Genomic DNA, 21,162 nt, shown 5'->3' with positions numbered 1-21,162 from the left:
CCGATGCCGCAACTGCTGGTCGCCACCCGTAACCGCAAGAAACTCGCCGAGCTGCGGCGCGTACTGGACGCAGCCGGTCTGGCAGGCGTGACGCTCCTGAGTCTCGATGACGTGCCGCCGTTCGACGAAGCGCCCGAGACCGAGGCGACCTTCGAGGCCAACGCCCTGGCCAAGGCGCGTGATGCGTTCGTCGCGACCGGCGTGCCGACGGTTGCCGACGACTCGGGTCTGGAAGTCGACGCGTTGAATGCGATGCCCGGTGTGCTCAGCGCGCGCTGGTCCGGTCGGCACGGCGACGACGCTGCCAACACCGCGCTGCTGCTTGCTCAGCTTGCCGATGTGCCCGACGACCGTCGAGGCGCGGCGTTCGTCTCGGCGTGCGCACTCGTCCACGGGCCGGACGCGTCGGACCATGTGGTGGTGCGCGGCACCTGGCGCGGTGCGATCACGCGCGAACCGCGCGGGGCCGGTGGGTTCGGTTACGACCCGGTGTTCGTGCCGGCGGGTTCGGAGCGGACCGCGGCGGAGTTGACGCCACAGGAAAAGGACGCCGTATCCCACCGCGGGCGGGCGCTCGCCGAGTTGCTGCCGTCGCTGCGAAGGGTGTTCTGAGGACGGGTCACCCGATGCAGGAACCACGCCGCCGGGACCGTACCGGCGAGGGTGGCGGCGATCAGACCGGGCATCGACCCGGTGAACAACGGCCAGTCCAGCACCACGTGCATCGTCACCGCCATCACCACCACGTGCAAAAGGAAGATCTCATACGAGATCTCACCCAGCCACACCATCGGCCGGCTCGCCAACATGCGGCGGAACGGGTTGTCACCGCCGAGCACCAGAGGTGCCAGCACCAGGGTCGCGATCGCGGCGAACAACATCGCCTTCACACTCGGCACCCACACCGGGTCGGGCTCGAGGATGTTCCCGCCCAGCGGGGTGGCCACCACAAGGAACGCCGCGCCGGCCACCGGTAGCGCCACGACGGCCGAACAGCGTGCTCTTATCGCCTGCAGCACGGCCAGCGCCATCCCGCCGACGAAGCAGGCGAGATGCCCGGGAAGCCACATGCCGGCCGAATTCGGCAGAACATCGGTGCCGGCGGCGACGAGCAGCCACAGCGGGGTCAGCGCCCCCAGTGCGACCAACAGCAGCAGCGTGCGCTCCGGCCGCCACGTCATCCCGATCACCAGGGCGGCCAGAGCGGGCAGCGCGGCGTAGAAGCTGACCTCCACCGCGAGGCTCCACATCTGGGACAGTCCCGGATGCAGCAATCCGGTGAGGTAGTCACCGGTGTAGATCTGGCTGAAGGTCAGGTAGCGCAGCAGCCCGTTCCAGGTCTGCCCCGGGTTCGGTCCCGGGGTGAAATACAGGTACACCGTGAAGGTGATGAGCACCGTGGCGACGTAGGCAGGGACGATGCGCCGGACCCGGCGGCGCCCGTAGGTCGCCACGACCGGTCGCGGCGTGCGGTGTGCTGCGGCACGCACCCAGGGACGGAACAACAAGAACCCCGAGAGCGCGAAGAAGATCGCGACGCCGATTTCGAGTCGGGCGTAGATCCCGCCGAGATAGCCGTGGTTGAGGTACCCGGTCGCGAAGGCGGCGTGCGTCGCGACGACCAGCAGCGCCGCGACGGCACGCAGACCCGTGAGGGACGGATCCCGACGGTCAGCCACGCGCCGGTGGGGCTGTTCCATCGTCGAGGCCGAACTGCTCCTTGATCTTCTGCGTCTGGACGTTCTCGACGATGATGCCGACCAACGGAATGGTCCCGGCCAGCAGCACACCGACCGTCTTGGCGATGGGCCAACGCACCTTCACCGCCAGGTTCGCGGTGAACAGCAGGTAGATGAAGTAGACCCAGCCGTGCACGACGGCGATCCAGCCCAGCGAGTCGTCGCCGAACCCGTACTTCATCACCATCTCGTAGCAGAGCGCGATCAGCCACACACCGGTGATCCACGCGAGCACTCGGTAGCCGAGCAGCGCTTTGCGGATGGTCTCGACGGGGATCAAGGGAGTGGGGGAGTCGGGTGCGGTCACGTACCGGTTCCTCTTGTCTGCTGCGTTCTGTGGTCTTCGGCATCGGCTTCGGCGAGTTCGGCCAGGTAGGCGTTGTACTCGCGCAAGGTGGTGTCGGCGTCGGGTGCGGCGGCCGGTGCCGGCCGCTCGGGGAGGAGACCGGCGGGGATCTCGGTGACAGTCTGCCGGTCCGACGGCTGGGGCGGCGCCTCTTCATAGCGCACGAACTTGTAGTAGGCGTAGACGCAGAACCCTGCGAACAGCGGCCACTGCAACGCATATCCGAGGTTCTGGAAGCTGCCCGAGCTGGATTCGAACCGTTGCCACTGCCACCACGCCAGAGCCAGGCAGCCCAAGGCACCGGCGGTCACCAGAAGGATGAGCGCCGGCCTCCTACGCCGCGTAGTGGACATTCCTCAACGGTACCGCGCTACCATCGTGGCGCTGCGGGCGTGGCGAAATTGGCATACGCGCGGGCTTTAGGTGCCCGTGTTCGTGAGAACGTGTGGGTTCGAGTCCCACCGCCCGCACTCATCAAGTGTCACTCTCCGCCGAACGTGCGGTCAGAGCGGTCTCAGGGCTGATTTTCCGCCACAAACGCACGTTGGGTGATCGCCGATCCCTCAGAACAGGTAGATCACGAACACCACGACAACCAACCCCGCCAGCCAGCCGTCGGTGGCCCGTCGCAACCAACGTGGCGCGGTGCGGACTTCCATGAAGTACTGCATCACCAAACGGCTCTTGATCACCGTGAGCGCCAACACGAGCGCCGTGATCGGCGTGCTGGGCTCGACGGTCTCGGTGAAGTGCGCCGGAGCCAGCCACCACGATCCGATGGTGATCGCGACCAGCACCACCCATGCCCACGTGATGGCGCGCTGGGTGGTGGGTCCGCGGTCGCGCGTGAAGACGGTTGTCATGTTCACCTCAGTACGTAGAGCAGGCCGAAGATGATCACCCAGAGCAGGTCGACCATGTGCCAGTAGACGGCGCCGGATTCGACCATCGAGGTGCGGCGGCGGGCCGGGTTGCGCAGTTCCCGGACGACGACTCCCAGCACGATCAGCCCGATCAGCACATGTACCAGATGCACACCGGTGATCACGTAGTAGAACGAGTAGAACAGGTCGGAGTTGGTGTGGCCGGCGCTGATCTTGGCGTACCACTCGTAGCCCTTGAACACCATGAACAGGACTCCACCGAGCCCTGCGGCGTACACCAGATTGATCGCTCGACGGTGGTCGCCGGCCCGTGCCGCGAGCACGCTGCGAGCGATGAACCACGAGCTGGTCAGCAGGATCACGGTATTGACCACGCCGATGTTGATGTCGAGATGCTGCTGGGCGGCAAGGAATTCCGCCGAGTTCATCGTCCGGTAGATCATGTAGATGACGAAGTAGCCGGCGAAGATCACCAGGTCGCCCAGCACCATGACCCACATGTCCATGTCGCCGGGCAGGTGGTTACCCGGCTTGGAGGTGTCGGCGGGCCGGCGGTCGGCCGACGGTTGTGACGTCGATTGCGTCATGGATGTTTCCTCGACCTCAATCTAGGTGGGGCTCGTCGGCGGGTTCGCGCTCGGCGGCCTTCTTCAGCAGCAGGATCAGCAGTCCCAGCCACGCGGAGAAGACGACGACCGACCACCAGAAGGCCAGGGACCCGTTCCATGCGAATGGGCCGGACTGGAACACGAACATCTGCGTGGCGATCACTTCGGTGACGATCTGCCAAATGGTCACGTAGGCAAACCATTTCGGGAAGATGTTGTTCTTGTCGTAGAGGATTGCGATGGCGAACACCAGGTAGGCGGCTGTGAAGCAGCCCAATGATCCGTTGTAGGACAGCATGCCGACGTCGTAGAGCAGGCTGACGAGTTCGGGGTCGCGTTCGGGTCGGAAGGTAGCCGTCAGGAAGCACACCGCGACGAGCAGGAACCCGGGTAGCGCCCCGACGCCCATGCCGCCGATGTACCCGTAGGCGAACACCGAACCGACCGACATCCGTTTGATCTGGTAGGCCACCAGACCATTGGTCACCGCGGCTCCGCCGAGCAGGATCAGCAGCAGCGCGAAGCCGATCTGGATGGTCAGGCCGTTCTCGGCGAAGAACGCCACCTTGTCCGCAGCGGTCACGTCCGGCCGCGGTGGCGGTGTGACGCGCGCCAATACGCAGATGATGACACCGAACACGCCGTACCACGCGGGGAAGAACCAGGTGATCAGCCGGACATCGGGCTTCCCGGTACCGGGGTGCTCAGCTGTGGCGGCGGGATGCCGCGGCGACAGCACGCTCATCCGGCGACAACCCCATCTTGAATGGCCTGTCGTTGCAATGCTTTTCGCAGGACGAAGAACATGACCACGACGAACGCGCCGAATGCGCCGTTGCGAAGCCAGAAGGCCAGCAGGCCGTCCCAGGCCAGCGGCCCGGACTGCATGACCGCCGCCCCGGCCGCGGGGATCATGGCCACCGCCGTGGCGGCCGAGTAATGCCCGACCCAGCGCGGGAACACCGCCTCGGGCCCGTTGTCGAAGTAGACGGCGAGAGCCAGCAGGAGGAATTGGGCGACGACCATGCCCACGGGGGCGATGAAGACGATCCACGCGAGGTCGTTGAGGAGCATCACCAGCTGGGGGTCGCGTTCCGGGCGGAACGCGGCGACCAGGAAGAAGATGTTGGACAGTGCGAAGATCGTGGCTCCGCTGACCACCGCGGTCAGATAGCAGTAGGCCAGCACATGGCTCTGATCCATACGCTTCATCTGGGTCACGACCACCATGAAGAACGGCAGGATCATGATGCCGCACAGGTTGAACGTCACCTGGCTGAAGCGGATCGCAGCCGTGTTGTCGGTATAGAACGAGGCCACCGAGTCGGCGCTCAGCAACGGCGACAGCGGCGGCCAGAAACCCGGGAAGGCCAGCAGTGCGACCAGTAGCACCGCGCCGACGGCCGGGCCCGTCCACAGGCTCACCCATTGAGCCTTGATGTTGCCTGCGCGCGGACTGTCTTGGACATGCTCGAGGATCTGCACTGCCGCCTCCGTCATGACTCGAGTCAGGCGTCGATCCTCGTCCTGTGCTTCGAGAGCCGACCTGAACGAATGTATTTCCCTGTATGTCGGTGTTATTAGCTGGGAAAAACGGTACTTGTTCCGGGTGGCTCAAGGGAAGACGTCTGATCGAAGTCAGTTTCATCTGGGGTACGGTGGGGCGTCCCCGGGAGCTTTGAGGCGGAGGTTTCGACGGTGGTGCTCAACGTGAATTCCAAGCGAGTCCGCAAGGGCGAGCAGACCCGCGAGCGGTTGCTCGGCGCCGCGGTCGCGGAGTTCAAACGCGAGGGTCTGGCGGGCGCAGACATCGGCACGATCGTCTCGGCCGCGGGCGTGGCACACGGTACGTTCTTCTTCCACTTCCCGACCAAAGAGCACGTCCTACTCGAATTGGAGAAACGCGAGGAGGAACGGATGGCTGCGGAGTTGACCCGCTTCGTCGCCGCCGAGCACACCGTGGCGGACACCCTGAGTGAGGTGCTGCGCGTACTGGAGAAGTTGGAACGACGCCTCGGGCCCCGACTGTTCAAGGATTTTCTGGCGCTGCACTTCACGACGAAGCGGCCGCCGGCGGAGGCCTGGTCGAGCTTTCCGTTCGTCGCGGCCGTGGTCGAGGAGTTGCTACGGGCGCGCGAGCGCGGCGAGATCCCTGCCGAGGTCGACGTGGTGCACAGCGGTGTGTCGTTCTTGGTCGGGCTCTACGCCCTGCTGATCACGATGCCCGAGGACAAGAAGGCGCGCTCAGCGGCGTTGGCCGAATATCTGACGACTTACCGGTACGGATTGCGGGTTGTCCCGCGTACCTGATCGACAGTCACGCCTCGGCGGCGACCGCACAGTCGGTGGCTTCCATTCGGAAGCAGAAGATGCTGGCGGCGAAGCTCAGCAGCGCTGCGAGGCCGGACAGCACCGCGATCAACGTCTCCGACATACCCCAGCTGGCCAGACCCACCGCCAGCGCGATGACCGCCGCCATCAACAGGAACAGGCCCGTGGTGGCAACCGCCTCGTGGAACGGATCGTCGGAGTGCTGGGTGCCTTCTGCCATGCCGCCTAGATAGCCGTGCGGCGGCACCCTCAAACCTCTTTGCGCTCACATGTTCGATTCGCCCACGCGTCGCCGATACGACGACGGGGTCTCGCCGCAATACTGCGTGAACGCGCGGGTGAACGAGCTCACGCTGTCGAAGCCGACGGCCGTCGCGGTGTCCTGGACCGACTGCAGCGGCGCGGCGAGCAGCGCCATCGCGCGCAGCATGCGCGCCTGCAGCAGGTAGGTGCGCCACGGCAGCCCCAGGGTGTCGGCGAACAGCCGGCGCAGGGTGCGTTCGGAAACCGACACCGCGCGGCTGACCTGTGCGCAGGTGGCGGTGTCGAGGTGCTCCTTGGTGTACGCCATGGCCGCGGCGACGATCGGGTGGTCCGAGGTGGGCAGGCTCAGCGGCGCCTCGTGGTCGAGCGCCTCGGTGACCAGTGCGGCCAGGGTGCGGAAGAACGCGTCGGAGACGTCTTCATCCTCGGGCCGCCCCGGTTTGCGGTCGATCGACCACCGCAGCGCGTAGACCATCATCTCGCGGATCAGCGTGGACACCGCGAGGATGCGCGCACGGTCTCCGGGTTCGGTGATCAGCGAACGGTCGAACATCACCGCGATGGTCTTGACGTCGGGGTTCATCACCGCCTGGTGTTCGAGCCCGGCCGGGATCCACGCGGCCTGCTGCGGCGGCAGCAGATAGTGGGCCGCGTTGGTCTCGACCTCGACGACGCCGTGCAGCGCGTACTCGATCTGGTGCACGTCATGCGAGTGCCACCCGGTGATCAGCGCATCGCCCTCGTACAGGTAGCTGCCGCCCAGCGCGCGGCCGCCGCGGCGCAGGTCGATCACCCGTCGGGCCCTCGCCGATTCCAGATTGGCCGCTTCGGACAAGGAACTGTCCGAGAATGCAGAGACGGTCATGTGATTAGACGGTACTACTGGGGTATGAGCACGGAAATGACCCCTGACGACCTGATCCTCGTGAGCATCGACGACCACGTGGTGGAGCCGCCGGACATGTTCCTGCGCCACGTGCCGGAGAAGTACAAGGAGGAGGCGCCGATCGTCGTCACCGACGACAAGGGCGTCGACCAGTGGATGTACCAGGGCCGTCCCCAGGGCGTCAGCGGTCTGAACGCCGTGGTGTCCTGGCCGGCCGAGGAATGGGGCCGCGATCCGGCCGGCTTCGCCGAGATGCGTCCCGGTGTCTACGACGTGCACGAACGCGTCCGCGACATGAACCGCAACGGCATTCTCGCCTCGATGTGCTTCCCGACCTTCACCGGGTTCTCGGCCCGCCACCTGAACATGCACCGCGAAGAGACGACCCTGGTGATGGTGTCGGCCTACAACGACTGGCACATCGACGAGTGGGCCGGTTCCTACCCCGACCGGTTCATTCCGATCGCGATCCTGCCGACCTGGAACCCCGAGGCGATGTGCGCGGAGATCCGCCGCGTGGCCGCCAAGGGTTGCCGGGCGGTGACGATGCCGGAGCTGCCGCACCTGGAAGGCCTGCCCAGCTACTTCGACGAGAACTACTGGGGCCCGGTGTTCCGGACGCTGTCCGAGGAGAACGTCGTGATGTGCCTGCACATCGGCACCGGCTTCGGCGCGATCTCGATGGCCAAGGACGCACCCATCGACAACCTGATCATCCTGGCCACCCAGGTCTCGGCAATGTGCGCGCAGGACCTGCTGTGGGGTCCGGCGATGCGCAACTATCCGGACCTGAAGTTCGCGTTCTCCGAAGGCGGCATCGGTTGGATCCCGTTCTACCTGGATCGCAGCGACCGCCACTACACCAACCAGAAGTGGCTGCGTCGCGACTTCGGCGACAAGCTGCCCTCGGACGTGTTCCGCGAGCATTCGCTGGCCTGCTATGTGACCGACAAGACGTCGCTGAAGCTGCGCCACGAGATCGGCATCGACATCATCGCCTGGGAGTGCGACTACCCGCACTCGGACTGCTTCTGGCCGGACGCACCCGAGCAGGTGCTGGCCGAACTGACCGCCGCCGGCGCCGACGCCACCGATACCCACAAGATCACGTGGCAGAACGCGTGCAACTTCTTCAGCTGGGACCCGTTTGCCCGCACAGCCAAGGAAGATGCCACCGTCGGCGCGTTGCGCGCCAAGGCCACCGACGTCGACACGTCGATCCGGTCGCGCGCGGAATGGGCACGGCTGTACCAGGAGAAGCAGCTCGCTCGGGCCTGATCAGCGCAATCGGCGGACCAGTCGCCGCAGCACGTCCACCGGTCGGCGCCTCGTCACGGGCGCCGACCGGCGTCGTGCATATGGCCACGGCTGGTGACGCTCGGGGACCGATTCCGTGCGAACGGATTTGAGCTCCGTGCGCAGGTGTGCCCGCAGGGCCGCCAGGTCCGGATCACTCCACCGGTTCTGCTCCTCGATCGGGTCCTCGGTCAGGTCGTAGAGTTCCCACTGGTCATCGAGCACGGTGCTGCGATATCTCGGCGTCCGAGCGCCGTCGGAGGTGAGTTGGCGTACGCCTGGCTCGGTCCACGTCGACGGATCGTCGAACGAACGGACCAGTTTCCAGAGGTGCCCCCGGCCGCCGGGCACGTCCTGGGACACGCGCAGCACCAGGCCTTCGAAGTTCGCCCCGGTGTGGCCCGGGATGCGGATCCGCAGAGCGCGCGGCACTTTCGCGGTCAGCCGCAGCGCGCGCGCCGCGGCGGAGGCTCCGGTGTCGCCCTCGAGCACGTTGTCGCGGGTCATCAGATAAACGGCTCGGTCATGGTCGGCGGCAGCCCCGTCGACCACAGGCATGAGATTGCGACCGACCAAGGGATGCACCTCTGAGAACCGTTGCGCCAGATCGCCGGCGACCGCATCGACGTCGACCTGTGCGGCCGCGAGCAGCGTCGGCACCAGATCGACGTGTGAGGTCGGTGCGGTCACGGTGCGCGCCGTGGTCGGGTTGCTGCCGACACGGGCGATGACGAACGGCACCCGAGTGGCCTCGTCATAGAGGTTGAACCACTTCTGGTGTAGTCCGCCGTGCGCACCGAGCAGATCGCCGTGGTCGGCGGTGCGCACCAAAACGGTGTCGTCGGGTCCGTCCCCGGACCCGCCTTCGGTGACCGCGCGCCGGACGCGGTCGATGGGGGAGTCCACTTCGGCGTGCAGTCGGTAGTACAGGTCGCGGTAGCGTTGTGCGCCGCGACGGTAGGTGCGCTCGACGGCGCGTCCGGGGCCGTAACCGGAGTAGTAGGTATCGCGGAAGGCCTGCTGCGCAGCAGGTTTGGAACTGAGATCTTCGTCTGCAGTGGGGGCCGGCGGTACGTGTGGGGGATCCAGCGGTGAGGGCCGCAACGGGTTGCGTCGCGCCCACGCCGGAAACAACACGATGTCGTGCGGGTTGACGAAGCTGGCCACCAGCAGGAATGGCCGCAGCGCCGCCGAGTCGCCCGCGCGCCGGCGCGCATAGCGATCTTCCAGCCAGGCCACCACGCGGTCGGCGATCAACGGGTCGCGGCGAATGCCGGCGTTGGACATCTTCGCGCCGTGCGGCTCCGGGCCGACCCAGCCGGAAAACCCATAGGGGGCAAGCGGATCAGCATCCAGATAGCGCTGCACCGCGGCCGCGTAGATCCGTCCCTCGTCGTCATTGGTGTCGAGGCTGTTCCCCGTGCGGGGGTCGATCAGGTCGGCGTGGGAGATGTGCCACTTGCCGTCATAGTGGGTGTCGTAGCCGGCGGCACGGAACCAGTTCCCGAGCGTCGGGACCTCCCCGGAGCGCAGCCACCGTAGTCGGGAATCGTCGTGAGCCTTGCCGATCCCGTCGGTCTGCGTCACTCCGTGCAGGTCGGGATAGTGACCGGTGAAAATGGTCGGGCGGCTCGGCACACACGCCAGCGACCCCGTGTAGTGACGCGTGAAGCTGACACCGTGGGCATCGAACCACGCACGGCCCACCAGCGTTTCGTCGCGCCACCGACGCACGGCCGCCGTCTCGTAGGGAGGGATCGCGCGCTCCTCGTCGGTCATCACGATGACGACATCGGGTTGCGGTGAGCTCATAGTGGCCTCCTTGCCGTGATTCCCGCCAGTACCATTCGCGTGATCGCCTCGGCGCGAACGGGTTCGAAGGACCGTCCTTCGGTCAGGATGCTGTAGACGATGCCGCCGACGATCGCATCGGCGGCATCACGCGCCGCGTCGTGACGGAATCCCTCCGCCTCGAGGCGGAGTCGCACGGTGTCGTGCAGTGGCACGCTGAAACCCGCGTGCAGTCGAGCCGCGGTGTCGGGATGTTCCATACCTGCGGTGGTCAGGATGCGCAACATCGCGTTGCCGCGCGCCGTGGTCAGGGTGGTGGCAAGTTCGGCCGTCCACCGGCAGCAGTCCGCGATCAGATCGCCGGTGTCGGTCATCGGTCGCAGGATGCGGTCGGCGTACTCCAGGATCACGTCGGATACCAGCGCGTAACGGCTGGGCCACCACCGGTAGATCGTCTGCTTGCCCACCCCGGCCCGCGCGGCGACCGCCTCGATGCTGAGCCGGTCGAACCCGCGTTCCAGGAGCAGCTCTCGGGTGGCCCGGACGATGGCCACCCGCGACTTCTCGCTGCGTCGCCGCGGCGCCGCGACTGGAGTGGTCATGACTTTTCCGATCCTGTTCGCCCGCGCCTTTACACGCTGGGGCACTGGCCGTAGTCTCCCACAAGGCGAGACGGTCCGTCTCGTGAATGCGAAGGGGTGCCGGATGGCGACGAAGCTGGTGATCGGCGCCAGCGGATTCCTCGGATCGCACGTCACCCGCCAGTTGGTCGGCCGCGGCGACGACGTGCGCGTGCTGATCCGCCCGACGAGTTCCACGCGCGCGATCGATGGATTGCCGCTGGACGTGCGACGCGGTGACGTCTTTGACACCGCCACAACACAAGCGGCGATGGACGGTTGCGACGTCGTGTACTACTGCGTGGTCGACGCCCGCCCGTGGCTGCTTGACACTCGCCCCCTGTGGCGCACCAACGTCGAGGGGCTGCGCATCGTGCTCGACGTCGCGGCGCGCGCCGATCTGTCCCGGTTCGTGTTCACCAGCACCATCGGCACCATCGGCCGGGTCGAGACGGGCCTCGCCGACGAGACCACCGAACACAATTGGGCTGACCTCGGCGGCGACTACATCGCCTCGCGGGTGGCGGCCGAACGACTGCTGTTCGAGTACTGCGCGACAACGGGGCTTCCCGGGGTGGCGATGTGTGTGGCCAACACTTACGGACCAGGTGACTGGCTGCCGACACCGCACGGAGGCATGCTGGCGGCGGCGGTGCGGGGCAGGCTGCCGTTCTACATCGACGGGTATCAGGCCGAGGTGGTCGGCGTCGAGGACGCGGCGGCCGCAATGCTGTTGGCCGGCGACAGGGGCCGGCCGGGGGAGCGCTACATCGTCTCCGAACGGTTCATGAGCACCCGTGAGATATTCGAAACAGGTTGCGAAGCAGTCGGTGTGGCTCCGCCGCGGCGCGGGGTTCCGATCAAGGCGATGGCCGCGGCCAGTCACGTCGTCGACGCCGTGTCCCGCTTGCGAGGCACCGAAACCAAGTTCACGCCGCTGAACATCCGCCTGATGAACATCATGTCGCCGATGGACCACTCCAAGGCGGTGCGGGAACTCGGGTGGCAGCCCCGGCCGACCCCCGACGCCATCGCGGCCGCCGCGCAGTTCTTCTGCGACCGTCGCCGCCGCAAGGACGCCGAGGAGGCCGCCCCGTGAGCATCGGCCTCACCCCGGAACATCAACAACTCGCCGACGCGGTCACGCAGTTCGCCGCCCGCCATGCCGCAGTTGCCGACACGCGCGCAGCGTTCGACGCGCTGGCCGAAGGTGCGCTGCCCGACTGGTGGAACACCTTCATCCAACAGGGATTTCACGCCGTGCATCTGCCCGAAGCGGTCGGCGGGCAGGGCGGATCGCTGGTCGACACCGCCTGCATGCTGGAAGCCGCAGGCTTGGCGTTACTCCCGGGCCCGCTGCTGTCCACGGTGCTCACCGGCGCGGTCGCGATGCTCGCCGGGGACACCCCCGCATGCAAGACTCTGCTGACCCGGCTCGCCGACGGTGATTCCGCCGCGCTCGTTCTGCCGGAGCGATCAACGGTGCAGGCCACCCCGACCGACGGCGGTTGGCGACTCCACGGCACCGCGCCGGCGACTGCGGGTGTGTGCGCGGCGCAGACCGTCCTGCTCGGCGTGCCGACCGAGGACCGGATGCTGTGGTGCGTGGTCGATCCCGCCGGCCCGGGGGTCACCGTCGAGCGGCGCGTGGCCACCGACAAGACCGTCGACGTGGGAGTGCTGCACCTCGACGGCCACGTCGTGTCGGCCGACCGTGTGCTCGCCGGTGTGGACGAGTTGCGGGCACGATCGAGCGTCGCAGCGCTGACCGCGTGCGTGGCCGCCGGGACGATGCGGTGGTGTGTCGGCGCGGTGACGGATCACCTGCGCACGCGCGAACAGTTCGGCAAGCCGATCGGTGCGTTCCAGGCCCTGCAACACCAGGCCGCGATGCTGTTGGTGAACTGCGAGCTCGCAACCGCCGCCGCGTGGGATGCGGTGCGCGCGTTATCCGAGCCGTCGGCGACCCAGCACCAGATCGCCGCCGCCGGGGCGGCGTTGATGGCGGTCGCCCCCGCACCCGATTTCGTCTTCGATGCCCTGACCATGTTCGGCGCCATCGGTTTCACCTGGGAGCACGACCTGCACCTGTACTGGCGCAAAGCCACCAGCCTGGCATCCTCGATCGGTCCGGCCGGGAACTTTGCGGAGCGCCTCGGTGCTCTCACTCTGACCGAGAGTCGCGACGTCTCGGTCAAATTGGGCGATGCGGACGCCGAGTTCCGGGCCTGGGTCGCCGAGGTGCTCGACCAGGCGATGACCCTGCGCAACGATCGGCCAGGACGTCAAGGCGACTACGAGAACCTGGCCACCGGACCCCAGCGCACCCTGCTGGCCGACACGGGTCTCATCGCGCCGCACTGGCCGAAACCCTGGGGCGTCGGCGCCACCCAGCGCCAACTCTTGATCGTCGACGAGGAGTTCGCGAAACGTCCCGAGCTGGTACGTCCCTCGCTGAACATCGCCGAGTGGATCCTGCCCACGATCATCAGCTCGGCGCCCGAACATCTGCAGCAGCACTTCATCCCGCCCACTCAGCGTGGCGACATGACGTGGTGCCAGTTGTTCAGCGAGCCGGGCGCCGGATCCGACCTGGCCTCGCTGACCACCCGTGCCTCCAAGGTCGACGGCGGATGGCGGATCAACGGACACAAGATCTGGACGTCCTCGGCGCACGTGGCCGACTACGGCGCGCTGCTCGCCCGCACCGACCCCGACGTGCCCAAGCATCGGGGTCTCGGCTATTTCCTCGTCGACATGCGTTCTGCCGGAGTCGAACTGCAACCGATCCGTCAGGTGACCGGTGAGGCGCACTTCAACGAGGTGTTCCTGCGCGATGTGTTCGTGCCCGACGAGATGCTGCTCGGCGGGCCCACTGACGGCTGGAACCTCGCGATCGCGACCATGGCGCAGGAACGGGTCGCCATCAGCGGTTACGTGAACTTCGACCGCGCCCGCATCCTGCGCACGATGGCCCAGCAGCAGCGTCCCGACCGTGCTCGCGTCCTGGCGGCCCTCGGCGAGGCCGACGCCTACGCCAACGCGATCAAGGTCCTGGCGGTACGGGAGGTCATGCGCCTGCTCGACGGACAGGCCCCGGGCCCCACCTCGAGCATCGCCAAGGTGGCCATAAACACGATGCTGCGCCAAACGTTCAGAGCCACCATGGATCTGGCTGCTCCCGTCGCGTTGGTCGAAGACTCCGAGCCGCCGATCACCGAACCGTACTTCCACCTCCCCGCCGAACTGATCGGGGGCGGAACCAAAGAGATTCAACTCAACATCATCGCCCAGATGATCCTCGGCCTGCCCCGGGGATGAGCGGACCGAAGTAGGAAGCGAGCACACATGGGTCTGCGCGGAGAAGCCGCGATCGTCGGCTATGTCGAGCTGCCACCGGAACGGCTCAACCAGGCCACCCCGGCGGGATTCACCCTGGAACAGTGGGCCGAACTCGGGTCGGCAGCCCTCGCGGACGCGGGACTGTCCGGTGAGCTCGTCGACGGTATCGTCACCACGCACCTGAGCGAGTCGGAGATCTTCGTCCCGTCGACGGTGGCCGAATACCTCTGCGTCCGTGCAAACTTCGCGGAGCTGGTCGACCTGGGCGGCGCCAGCGCCGTCGGCATGGTCTGGCGCGCCGCCGCGGCCGTCGAACTCGGCATCTGCGATGTCGTGCTGTGTGCGATCCCGGCCCGCTACATCACGCCCACATCGGACAAGAAGCCCAAACCGCTCAGCGACGCGGTGTTCTTCGGCGCGTCGAGCAACCAATACGGTTCTCCGCAGGCGGAATTCGAGATCCCATACGGCAATCTCGGCCAGAACGGACCCTATGGTCAGGTCGCCCAACGCTACGCGGCGGTGTACGGCTACGACGAGCGGGCCATGGCCAAACTCGTCGTCGACCAACGGTTCAACGCCAACCACACCGAGGGTGCGATCTGGCAGCACAAACCGCTCACCGTCGAGGACGTGCTGGCCAGTCCCGTCATCGCCGACCCCCTGCACATGCTCGAGATCGTGATGCCGTGTGTCGGCGGTGCGGCCGTCGTCGTCGCCAACGCCGAAGTGGCGGCACGGTCGACCAACCGGCCCGTGTGGATCAAGGGATTCGGAGAGCAGGTGCCGTTCAAGACGCCGACCTACGCCGAGGACCTGCTGAACACCCCGATCGCGAAGGCGGCCGACACGGCGTTCTCGATGTCGGGGCTCACGCGCGAGCAGATGGACATGGTCTCGATCTACGACTGCTACACCATCACCGTGCTACTCAGTCTCGAGGACGCCGGGTTCTGCGAGAAAGGCAAGGGCATGGAGTTCGTGTCCTCCCACGACCTGACCTTCCGCGGCGACTTCCCGCTCAACACCGCCGGCGGACAACTCGGGTTCGGTCAGGCCGGCAACGCCGGCGGCATGCACCATGTCTGCGACGCCACGCGCCAGATCATGGGCCGCGCCGGGGCCGCGCAGGTCACCGACTGCAACCGCGCCTTCGTATCCGGCAACGGCGGCATCCTCAGCGAGCAGACCACCCTCGTCCTGGAAGGCGACTGACCCGTGACCACTGCGTCCTTCGAACGGCCGATGCCGGTCAAAACACCGACCACCGCCCCCTTTTGGGACGCGCTGGCCGAGCACAAGGTGCGAATCCAGTACTCGCCGTCGCTGCAGTCCTACGTCTTCTACCCGAGGGTGCGAGCACCGCGGACACTGGCCGATGACCTGGAGTGGCGCGAGATCTCCGGCATGGGAACGCTGTACTCGTACACGGTCGCGCGCCGCCCCGTCGGCGCGCACTTCGCCGACGCGGTGCCCCAACTGCTGGCCATCGTGGAATGGGACGAGGGGCCGCGGTTCTCGACCGAACTGGTCGACGTCGCCGTCGAAGACATCCGCATCGGGATGCGGGTCAAGCCGGTGTTCTGCGACTACCCCGAACACGACGTGACGATGCTGCGTTACGCGCCGGCCGACGACTGACGAAGGGAGTCTCCACATGAGCGTTCGCGAGGACCGCCAGGACATCGCCGACGTCCTGATCCGCTACGCCACCGGCATCGACCGCCGGGACTGGGCGCTGTTCCGTACGGTGTTCGCCGACGACTGCGAACTCGACTACGGCGACATCGGCGTCTGGCACGGCGTCGACGCCGTCGTCGACTTCATGACCGCCGCGCACGAGATGGCCGGCCACACGCTGCACCGCATCTCCAACATCGCGGTCGAGGTCGACGGGGACACCGCAACCTCGCGCGCCTACGTCGACGGGCTGATCCTGTCGCAGGACAACACCTCCGGTGTGAATGCGACCGGTTTCTACGACGACGAACTCGTGCGCACCGGCACCGGTTGGCGGATCCGGCGGCGCAAGTTCACCGTCGTGCTGATGCGGACGGTGAGCGCGGGATGACGTTCGCCGAGACCTACGGACCCTGGGCGCTGGTCGCCGGTGCGTCGGACGGAGTCGGCGCGGCGTTCGCCACCGCCCTGGCGCAGCGCGGCGTCAACATCGTTCTGCTCGCGCGCCGGGAAGCCGTGCTCGAGCAGGTGGCGGCCGCCATCCGCGCCGAGACCGGGGTGCAGACCCGCGTGCTCACCGTCGATCTCGCGACCGACACGGCGACGCAGACGGTGATCGACGCGACGGCCGACCTGGAGATCGGCATGCTCGTCTACTGCGCCGGTGCCGACCCGAATTTCAAACCCTTTCTCGTCGAACCGATCCAGGCGGCCGAGGCGATGGTGACCCGCAATTGCATGATGCCCATGCGGTTGTGTCACCACTTCGCCCCGGCGATGGTGGCGCGAGGACGCGGCGGCATCGTCATCTTCGGGTCCGGTGCCGGGTGGGCCGGCGCGCCGAACATGGTGGCCTACGGCGCCAGCAAGGCCTTCGACATGGTGTTCGCCGAAGCGCTGTGGACCGAACTGCACGACAGCGGCGTCGATGTCCTGGGCCTGATCCTCGGCAAGACGGATACGCCGTCGCTGCGGCGACTCGAACACGAACGCGGCGTACTCGCGTCGCTCGACGAAAGCCCGCGCGACGCCGTGTCGGTCGACGAAGTGATCGACGAAGCGTTGGCGAACCTGCGCAACGGACCGACCTGGATCGTCGGTGAGACCGGTCGTGCCGCCGCGCAGATGATCGGCGCCATGCCGCGCAACGAGGCGGTACGCCTGATGATGCAGGCGACCCGCGGATCGATGGGCGACTGACGCGAGCTCAGGCGTCGACCAGTTTGCGCAGCGGACGGCGCGCCGTCTCGCGCATGGTCAGCAAGGTGCCCAGGGTCACCAGGGCCGCGAGGATGACGTAGTAGGCAGGGGCGATGTCGTTGCCGGTCCGCGAGACCAACCAGGTGGCCACGTACGGCGCGGTGCCACCGAACACCGCCACGGACAGGTTGTAGCCGACCGAGTACCCACTGGACCGCACCCGCGTCGCGAACAACTCCGCGGCCGCGGCCAGGGAGGCGCTGACGAACACCGCCTCGATCGCGGCCAATGCGGCGTGGGCGGTGATCGCGGCCGTCAGCGACCCCGAGTTCAGCAACACGAACAGCGGATAGGTCAGCACCGCGAACGCGATCGGTCCCGCGTAGAGCAGCGGCTTGCGTCCCACCCGGTCCGACAGCGCTCCCAGTGGTGGGATCAGCACCAACGCAACGACACTCGCCACCGTGATGGACACGACCGCGTCGGTCTTGGTGAAGTCCAGCGTTTCGGTGAAGTAACTCGGCAGGAATGTGAACACCACGTAGAAGCCGACGTTGTGGATCACCACCAGCCCGAAGATCTGCAGGATGGGCCGCCACGCAGTGGTGAATGCCTCCTTCAACGGCGAGGACGACACCTCGCCGTCTTCGCGCAGCGCCTCGAACTCCGGTGTGTCACGCAGCTTCATCCGGATGTAGAGGCCCACCACCCCGAGGGCGCCGGCGATCAGGAACGGGATGCGCCAACCGTAGGAATCCATCGCCTGCTGCGACAGCACGGTTTCCAGGGCGGTGACGGTGATCGCGCCGAGCACGAAGCCCAGCACCACACCAGGAAGGACACGACGAACCCGCGGTGCTTGTCGGAGGCGTACTCGGCGAGGAAGCATGCGCCGCTGCCGTATTCGCCACCGGCCGAGAAGCCCTGGAGGCAACGCATCACCAACAGCAGGATCGGAGCCAGCACGCCGATGGCGTCGTAGGTCGGGATCAAGCCGATGGCCAGGGTCGAGGCCGACATCAGCAGGATCACCAATGCGAGCACCTTCTGGCGGCCGATCCTGTCACCCAGCGGGCCGAAGAAGAAACCTCCCAGGGGACGCATGAAGAACGCCGCCGCGAAGATCGCGAAGGTGTTCAACAGCGCGGCGGTGTCGTCGCCCTGAGGGAAGAACTTCGTCGCGTGTAGGTGGCCAGGAATCCGTAGATCGCGAAATCGAACCACTCGACGGCGTTGCCGATGGCGGCGGCGCGCACCGCGGCGCTCACCGGCGACGGCGCATCGGCGCGATGGGTGGGGCTCTGGTCGACGGTCATACGCGTGCATTCCCGCCCGGGCGGGCAATTTAACGCGCGGCCGCGTTACGCGCCGGTCAACTCCGGCCGGTAGAGCTGCGTCGGTTCGGCGCGTCCGCGCAGCAGTGCTTCCCCGCACGGGGTCCAGTGCTGCCGTTCTTCCACGGGGGCGCGCTGGTAGGCCGCGCCCGAGCACAGGCTGCGTTCCTCGCAGTCCTTGGCGCGGTCGGCCAGCCGCGCCGCCTCGTTGACCGCGTCGCCCACCACGGTGTACTCGTAGCGGTTCGCCGCACCGATGTTCCCGGCGAAGACCGCGCCCGCCGAAACCCCGATGCCGAAGTCGACGGGCAGCGTGCGCAGTTCGGTGGCCAGCGCGCGGGCAGTGGCCAGCGCGGCCGCGGCCGGATCGTCGATGCGCAGCGGGGTGCCGAACACCGCCAGCGCCGCGTCGCCCTGGAACTTGTTGATCAGTCCGTGATGGTCGTCGACCGCGGCCACCACGAGCCGGAAGAAGTCGTTGAGAATGGCCGCGACCTCGTGGGGCTCGCGGTCCACGGCCAGCCGGGTCGAATCGACCAGGTCGATGAACAGCACGGCGACGTCGCGCTCGTCGCCGGACAGCGAGTCGCTCTGTTCGACCGCGCGGCGGGCCACCTCCTCGCCGACGTGGCGCCCGAACAGGTCGCGCAACACGTTGCGTTCCCGCAGCCCGGCGACCATGCTGTTGAATCCGCTTTGCAGTCGGCCGATCTCCGACCACTCGTACACCTCGATGGACCGGTCGAAGTTGCCTTTCTCGACGTCGGCCATCGCGGCGACCACCTCGTTGACCGGGTCGGAGATCGACATCGACACCAGCATGATGGCGCGGAAGCCGAGAACCACCGCCACCAACGCCAGGACCAACACGGCGAGTTCGATCGGCGCGGCGGGATCCAGCAGCCAGTCGTTGGAGCGCAGGGTCAACAGCACCGCGATCGCCGTTCCGGGCAGACCCGTACAGACCACCCACGTGATGAGCAGCCGAGCCCGCACACCCGGCGCGACCGCGCGCACGGCTCCGGTAGGCACCGCGGCCAGCAGCGGGCGGACGGTGCGCAGCGTGAACAGGAATCCTGTGCACACGGTCGCAATGGCGCCGAACATGATGGCCGCGGTCACCACGACATAGGCGTCCAGCGATGCGGAGCGGTTCAGCGGCACCAGGATCGCGGCCGCGAGGATCCATGGAGCGAGTGTGAGCGATGCCTGGCGGCGCATCGTCTTCGAGGCTGTTTTCACCTCGGCGGGTTCGGGTGCGCGCTCGCCCAGCCAGCGCAGGGACGGAGCCAGAATGGCGAATGCACCGGCTGCGACCGCGGTGGTGCCGACGGTGAAGACGACCGCCAGCGCGATGCCGTTGGCTGCGGTCACCACGCTGCTGCCGGCCAGGGAGACGACGATGGCGACCACCTCGCCGAGAGTGAACAGCCACGCTGAGGTCAGACCCGCGGCGTAGCGGAGCATCAGGCGTGGCGGCCTCACCGGGCCGAAGGTATCAGCCGGTCACCGTCGGAGACTCTGCTTTGGCGGTGACGCCGTCGGGCACGGCCGGGGCGGCCCGCCAGCCCCCGGGCAGGAAGCACACCGCCAGTGCCGAGATCACGGACACACCAATGAGATAGGCGGCGATGGCGGTGCTGGTGCCGAACGTGGCGTACAGGGCCGTGGCGACCGTGGGGGCGAAGGCCGACCCGACCACCTGGGACAGGGTGTAGCCCATCGACACACCCGAGTAGCGCACGTCGGCGTCGAACGTCATGGAGAACAGTGCTCCGGTGACTCCCGCGGCCGGGGCCATCGCCAGACCGAAGATCAGCACCAGGGCGACGACGAACAGTGCGGGGCGGCCGGTGTCGATCAACGCGAAGGTCGGGAACACGGCCAGCCCCATCGCCACCACGCCCGCCAGATAGAGCGGTTTGCGTCCCAGCCGGTCCGACAACGCCCCGAACAGGGGATAGGTCATCACCGCCACGACCGCACCGATGAACACCCCCAGCAGGGCCCACTGCCGCGGGATTCCGGCAGCGGTGGTGGCGTAGGACACCAGGTAGGCCACACAGATGTAGGCGAACACCCCCTGGGACAGATATGCGCCCGCGATCAACAGGATCTCGCGCCAGTGCCGGCGCACCGCCTCTACGATCGGGGTCCGTGCCACCTGCGAGCGATGTTGCAGCGCAGCGAAATCCGGGCTCTCGGTGACGGTGAGCCGCACGACCAGGCCGATCACGATGAGAACCGCGCTGACCAGGAACGGAACCCGCCAGCCCCAGGAGAGGAACTGTTCGTCGGGCAGCTGTGCGGCCAGGAAGAAGGCCAGCGTCGCCGCGGCTGTCCCGGCGGGTGCCCCCATCTGGGGGAACGCCCCGTAGAAGCCGCGGCGGCGGGCGCTCGCGTGTTCGACGGCCATCAACGTCGCACCGCCCCACTCGCCGCCGACGGCGAAACCCTGCGCCAGACGCAGCAGCGTCAGCAGGATCGGCGCGGCCAGACCGATCTGCGCATAGGTGGGCAACAGCCCGATCAGGACGGTCGACACCCCCATGCCGACCAGCGAGTAGACCAGCATCCGGCGCCGGCCGAGACGATCCCCGAAGTGACCGAACACGATGCCGCCCAACGGGCGGGCGATGAAGCCGACCCCGAACGTCGCGAAGGACAGCAGCACCCCGGCAGCAGGGGATGCGCTGGGGAAGAACAACTTCGGGAACACCAGTGCGGCGGCGGTCCCGTAGATCAGGAAGTCGTAGAACTCGACCGTCGTGCCGATGAAGCTCGCCAGCGCCACGCGGCGCGGGGAGACCCGCGCCGGCGGGGCCGAACGCCGCGGCACGG

The 21,162-nt window shown here is 67.3% G+C and carries 21 protein-coding genes, 1 tRNA gene and 2 pseudogenes; 10 read left to right on the top strand and 14 right to left on the bottom strand.

What is annotated here, in order from left to right; genetic code table 11:
- Positions 1 to 3: 3 nt before the first annotated feature.
- Complete coding sequence (gene rdgB, locus ACAG25_RS03095) at positions 4 to 612, top strand: RdgB/HAM1 family non-canonical purine NTP pyrophosphatase (protein ID WP_370486868.1); 609 nt, start codon at positions 4 to 6, stop codon at positions 610 to 612.
- On the opposite strand, the pseudogene ACAG25_RS03090 reads toward rdgB, so the two are convergent.
- The 3 genes and pseudogenes from ACAG25_RS03090 to ACAG25_RS03080 all read right to left on the bottom strand — a co-directional run.
- Positions 609 to 1,700, bottom strand: a pseudogene (locus tag ACAG25_RS03090) (acyltransferase family protein); the annotation flags it as partial. The gene rdgB and the pseudogene ACAG25_RS03090 overlap by 4 nt on opposite strands.
- Positions 1,672 to 2,046 (bottom strand): DUF3817 domain-containing protein, encoded by a 375-nt coding sequence (locus ACAG25_RS03085; RefSeq protein WP_370486788.1) that lies wholly within the window; start codon positions 2,044 to 2,046, stop codon positions 1,672 to 1,674. The pseudogene ACAG25_RS03090 and the gene ACAG25_RS03085, both read right to left, overlap by 29 nt.
- A complete protein-coding gene (locus ACAG25_RS03080; protein ID WP_370486787.1) occupies positions 2,043 to 2,438 on the bottom strand; it encodes a hypothetical protein in 396 nt (131 codons plus the stop codon). Before ACAG25_RS03080 ends, ACAG25_RS03085 begins: the two co-directional genes overlap by 4 nt.
- 33 nt (positions 2,439 to 2,471) lie before the next feature.
- Here ACAG25_RS03080 and ACAG25_RS03075 point away from each other — a divergent pair.
- Positions 2,472 to 2,555: transfer RNA gene (locus ACAG25_RS03075), tRNA-Leu, on the top strand.
- A gap of 93 nt (positions 2,556 to 2,648) precedes the next feature.
- Here the strand turns inward: ACAG25_RS03075 and ACAG25_RS03070 are convergent.
- The 4 genes from ACAG25_RS03070 to ACAG25_RS03055 are packed head-to-tail and all read right to left on the bottom strand — an operon-like array spanning position 2,649 to position 5,062.
- The gene (locus tag ACAG25_RS03070) at positions 2,649 to 2,948 is read right to left on the bottom strand and encodes a cytochrome C oxidase subunit IV family protein (protein ID WP_370486786.1); all 300 of its coding nucleotides are present in this window, start codon (positions 2,946 to 2,948) and stop codon (positions 2,649 to 2,651) included.
- Between the two features lie 2 nt (positions 2,949 to 2,950).
- A complete protein-coding gene (locus ACAG25_RS03065; protein ID WP_370486785.1) occupies positions 2,951 to 3,556 on the bottom strand; it encodes a cytochrome c oxidase subunit 3 family protein in 606 nt (201 codons plus the stop codon).
- Between the two features lie 16 nt (positions 3,557 to 3,572).
- Complete coding sequence (locus tag ACAG25_RS03060; RefSeq protein WP_370486784.1) at positions 3,573 to 4,322, bottom strand: hypothetical protein; 750 nt, start codon at positions 4,320 to 4,322, stop codon at positions 3,573 to 3,575.
- Complete coding sequence (locus tag ACAG25_RS03055) at positions 4,319 to 5,062, bottom strand: hypothetical protein (protein WP_370486867.1); 744 nt, start codon at positions 5,060 to 5,062, stop codon at positions 4,319 to 4,321. The genes ACAG25_RS03060 and ACAG25_RS03055 overlap by 4 nt, the downstream gene beginning before the upstream one ends.
- Before the next feature lie 213 nt (positions 5,063 to 5,275).
- On the opposite strand from ACAG25_RS03055, the gene ACAG25_RS03050 reads away from it, so the two are divergent.
- Positions 5,276 to 5,887 (top strand): TetR family transcriptional regulator, encoded by a 612-nt coding sequence (locus ACAG25_RS03050; protein ID WP_370486783.1) that lies wholly within the window; start codon positions 5,276 to 5,278, stop codon positions 5,885 to 5,887.
- A 7-nt stretch (positions 5,888 to 5,894) separates the two neighbouring features.
- On the opposite strand, the gene ACAG25_RS03045 is transcribed toward ACAG25_RS03050, so the two are convergent.
- Positions 5,895 to 6,128 (bottom strand): hypothetical protein, encoded by a 234-nt coding sequence (locus ACAG25_RS03045; RefSeq protein ID WP_370486782.1) that lies wholly within the window; start codon positions 6,126 to 6,128, stop codon positions 5,895 to 5,897.
- 45 nt (positions 6,129 to 6,173) lie between these two features.
- Positions 6,174 to 7,037, bottom strand: a complete 864-nt coding sequence (locus tag ACAG25_RS03040; protein WP_370486781.1) for a helix-turn-helix transcriptional regulator — start codon at positions 7,035 to 7,037, stop codon at positions 6,174 to 6,176.
- A 36-nt stretch (positions 7,038 to 7,073) separates the two neighbouring features.
- On the opposite strand from ACAG25_RS03040, the gene ACAG25_RS03035 reads away from it, so the two are divergent.
- Entirely contained in the window at positions 7,074 to 8,336 is a 1,263-nt protein-coding gene (locus tag ACAG25_RS03035; RefSeq protein WP_370486866.1) for an amidohydrolase family protein, read from the top strand.
- Here the strand turns inward: ACAG25_RS03035 and ACAG25_RS03030 are convergent, their stop codons facing one another.
- Entirely contained in the window at positions 8,337 to 10,166 is a 1,830-nt protein-coding gene (locus tag ACAG25_RS03030; RefSeq protein ID WP_370486780.1) for a sulfatase-like hydrolase/transferase, read from the bottom strand.
- The gene (locus ACAG25_RS03025) at positions 10,163 to 10,747 is read right to left on the bottom strand and encodes a TetR/AcrR family transcriptional regulator (protein WP_370486779.1); all 585 of its coding nucleotides are present in this window, start codon (positions 10,745 to 10,747) and stop codon (positions 10,163 to 10,165) included. The genes ACAG25_RS03030 and ACAG25_RS03025 overlap by 4 nt, the downstream gene beginning before the upstream one ends.
- Before the next feature lie 103 nt (positions 10,748 to 10,850).
- Here ACAG25_RS03025 and ACAG25_RS03020 point away from each other — a divergent pair, with 103 nt between their 5' ends.
- Genes ACAG25_RS03020 through ACAG25_RS02995 form a run of 6 tightly spaced genes read left to right on the top strand, consistent with a single transcriptional unit; the run spans position 10,851 to position 16,987 of the window.
- Positions 10,851 to 11,864, top strand: coding sequence for an NAD-dependent epimerase/dehydratase family protein (locus ACAG25_RS03020; RefSeq protein ID WP_370486778.1), 1,014 nt, complete (start codon positions 10,851 to 10,853; stop codon positions 11,862 to 11,864).
- Entirely contained in the window at positions 11,861 to 14,086 is a 2,226-nt protein-coding gene (locus ACAG25_RS03015; protein ID WP_370486777.1) for an acyl-CoA dehydrogenase, read from the top strand. Before ACAG25_RS03020 ends, ACAG25_RS03015 begins: the two co-directional genes overlap by 4 nt.
- A 27-nt stretch (positions 14,087 to 14,113) precedes the next feature.
- Entirely contained in the window at positions 14,114 to 15,322 is a 1,209-nt protein-coding gene (locus ACAG25_RS03010; RefSeq protein WP_370486776.1) for a thiolase family protein, read from the top strand.
- 30 nt (positions 15,323 to 15,352) lie between these two features.
- The gene (locus ACAG25_RS03005) at positions 15,353 to 15,748 is read left to right on the top strand and encodes a Zn-ribbon domain-containing OB-fold protein (RefSeq protein WP_370486865.1); all 396 of its coding nucleotides are present in this window, start codon (positions 15,353 to 15,355) and stop codon (positions 15,746 to 15,748) included.
- Between the two features lie 16 nt (positions 15,749 to 15,764).
- Positions 15,765 to 16,178: a nuclear transport factor 2 family protein gene (locus tag ACAG25_RS03000; RefSeq protein WP_370486775.1), complete on the top strand. Its 414-nt coding sequence runs from the start codon at positions 15,765 to 15,767 to the stop codon at positions 16,176 to 16,178.
- Positions 16,175 to 16,987, top strand: a complete 813-nt coding sequence (locus ACAG25_RS02995; RefSeq protein ID WP_370486774.1) for an SDR family NAD(P)-dependent oxidoreductase — start codon at positions 16,175 to 16,177, stop codon at positions 16,985 to 16,987. Before ACAG25_RS03000 ends, ACAG25_RS02995 begins: the two co-directional genes overlap by 4 nt.
- A 7-nt stretch (positions 16,988 to 16,994) precedes the next feature.
- Here the strand turns inward: ACAG25_RS02995 and ACAG25_RS02990 are convergent.
- The 3 genes and pseudogenes from ACAG25_RS02990 to ACAG25_RS02980 all read right to left on the bottom strand — a co-directional run bounded on the left by ACAG25_RS02990 (position 16,995) and on the right by ACAG25_RS02980 (position 21,160).
- A pseudogene (locus tag ACAG25_RS02990) lies at positions 16,995 to 18,303 on the bottom strand (MFS transporter).
- Positions 18,304 to 18,348: 45 nt separating this feature from the next.
- Positions 18,349 to 19,806 (bottom strand): adenylate/guanylate cyclase domain-containing protein, encoded by a 1,458-nt coding sequence (locus ACAG25_RS02985; RefSeq protein WP_370486773.1) that lies wholly within the window; start codon positions 19,804 to 19,806, stop codon positions 18,349 to 18,351.
- A gap of 13 nt (positions 19,807 to 19,819) precedes the next feature.
- Entirely contained in the window at positions 19,820 to 21,160 is a 1,341-nt protein-coding gene (locus ACAG25_RS02980; protein WP_370486772.1) for an MFS transporter, read from the bottom strand.
- Positions 21,161 to 21,162: the final 2 nt, after the last annotated feature.

Origin of the sequence: Mycobacterium sp. pV006 (assembly GCF_041287115.1) — a bacterium.
Taxonomy (GTDB): Bacteria; Actinomycetota; Actinomycetes; order Mycobacteriales; family Mycobacteriaceae; genus Mycobacterium.
This window is presented reverse-complemented; position numbering and strand designations above follow the sequence as displayed.

Coding starts and splice junctions, on each gene's coding strand:
- rdgB (WP_370486868.1), top strand. CDS start 4: ATGCCGCAACTGCTGGTCGCCACCCGTAACCGCAAGAAACTCGCCGAG.
- ACAG25_RS03040 (WP_370486781.1), bottom strand. CDS start 7,037: ATGACCGTCTCTGCATTCTCGGACAGTTCCTTGTCCGAAGCGGCCAAT.
- ACAG25_RS03035 (WP_370486866.1), top strand. CDS start 7,074: ATGACCCCTGACGACCTGATCCTCGTGAGCATCGACGACCACGTGGTG.
- ACAG25_RS03025 (WP_370486779.1), bottom strand. CDS start 10,747: ATGACCACTCCAGTCGCGGCGCCGCGGCGACGCAGCGAGAAGTCGCGG.
- ACAG25_RS03010 (WP_370486776.1), top strand. CDS start 14,114: ATGGGTCTGCGCGGAGAAGCCGCGATCGTCGGCTATGTCGAGCTGCCA.
- ACAG25_RS03020 (WP_370486778.1), top strand. CDS start 10,851: ATGGCGACGAAGCTGGTGATCGGCGCCAGCGGATTCCTCGGATCGCAC.
- ACAG25_RS03080 (WP_370486787.1), bottom strand. CDS start 2,438: ATGTCCACTACGCGGCGTAGGAGGCCGGCGCTCATCCTTCTGGTGACC.
- ACAG25_RS03030 (WP_370486780.1), bottom strand. CDS start 10,166: ATGAGCTCACCGCAACCCGATGTCGTCATCGTGATGACCGACGAGGAG.
- ACAG25_RS03005 (WP_370486865.1), top strand. CDS start 15,353: ATGCCGGTCAAAACACCGACCACCGCCCCCTTTTGGGACGCGCTGGCC.
- ACAG25_RS03045 (WP_370486782.1), bottom strand. CDS start 6,128: ATGGCAGAAGGCACCCAGCACTCCGACGATCCGTTCCACGAGGCGGTT.
- ACAG25_RS03065 (WP_370486785.1), bottom strand. CDS start 3,556: ATGACGCAATCGACGTCACAACCGTCGGCCGACCGCCGGCCCGCCGAC.
- ACAG25_RS03000 (WP_370486775.1), top strand. CDS start 15,765: ATGAGCGTTCGCGAGGACCGCCAGGACATCGCCGACGTCCTGATCCGC.
- ACAG25_RS02995 (WP_370486774.1), top strand. CDS start 16,175: ATGACGTTCGCCGAGACCTACGGACCCTGGGCGCTGGTCGCCGGTGCG.
- ACAG25_RS03070 (WP_370486786.1), bottom strand. CDS start 2,948: ATGACAACCGTCTTCACGCGCGACCGCGGACCCACCACCCAGCGCGCC.
- ACAG25_RS03060 (WP_370486784.1), bottom strand. CDS start 4,322: ATGAGCGTGCTGTCGCCGCGGCATCCCGCCGCCACAGCTGAGCACCCC.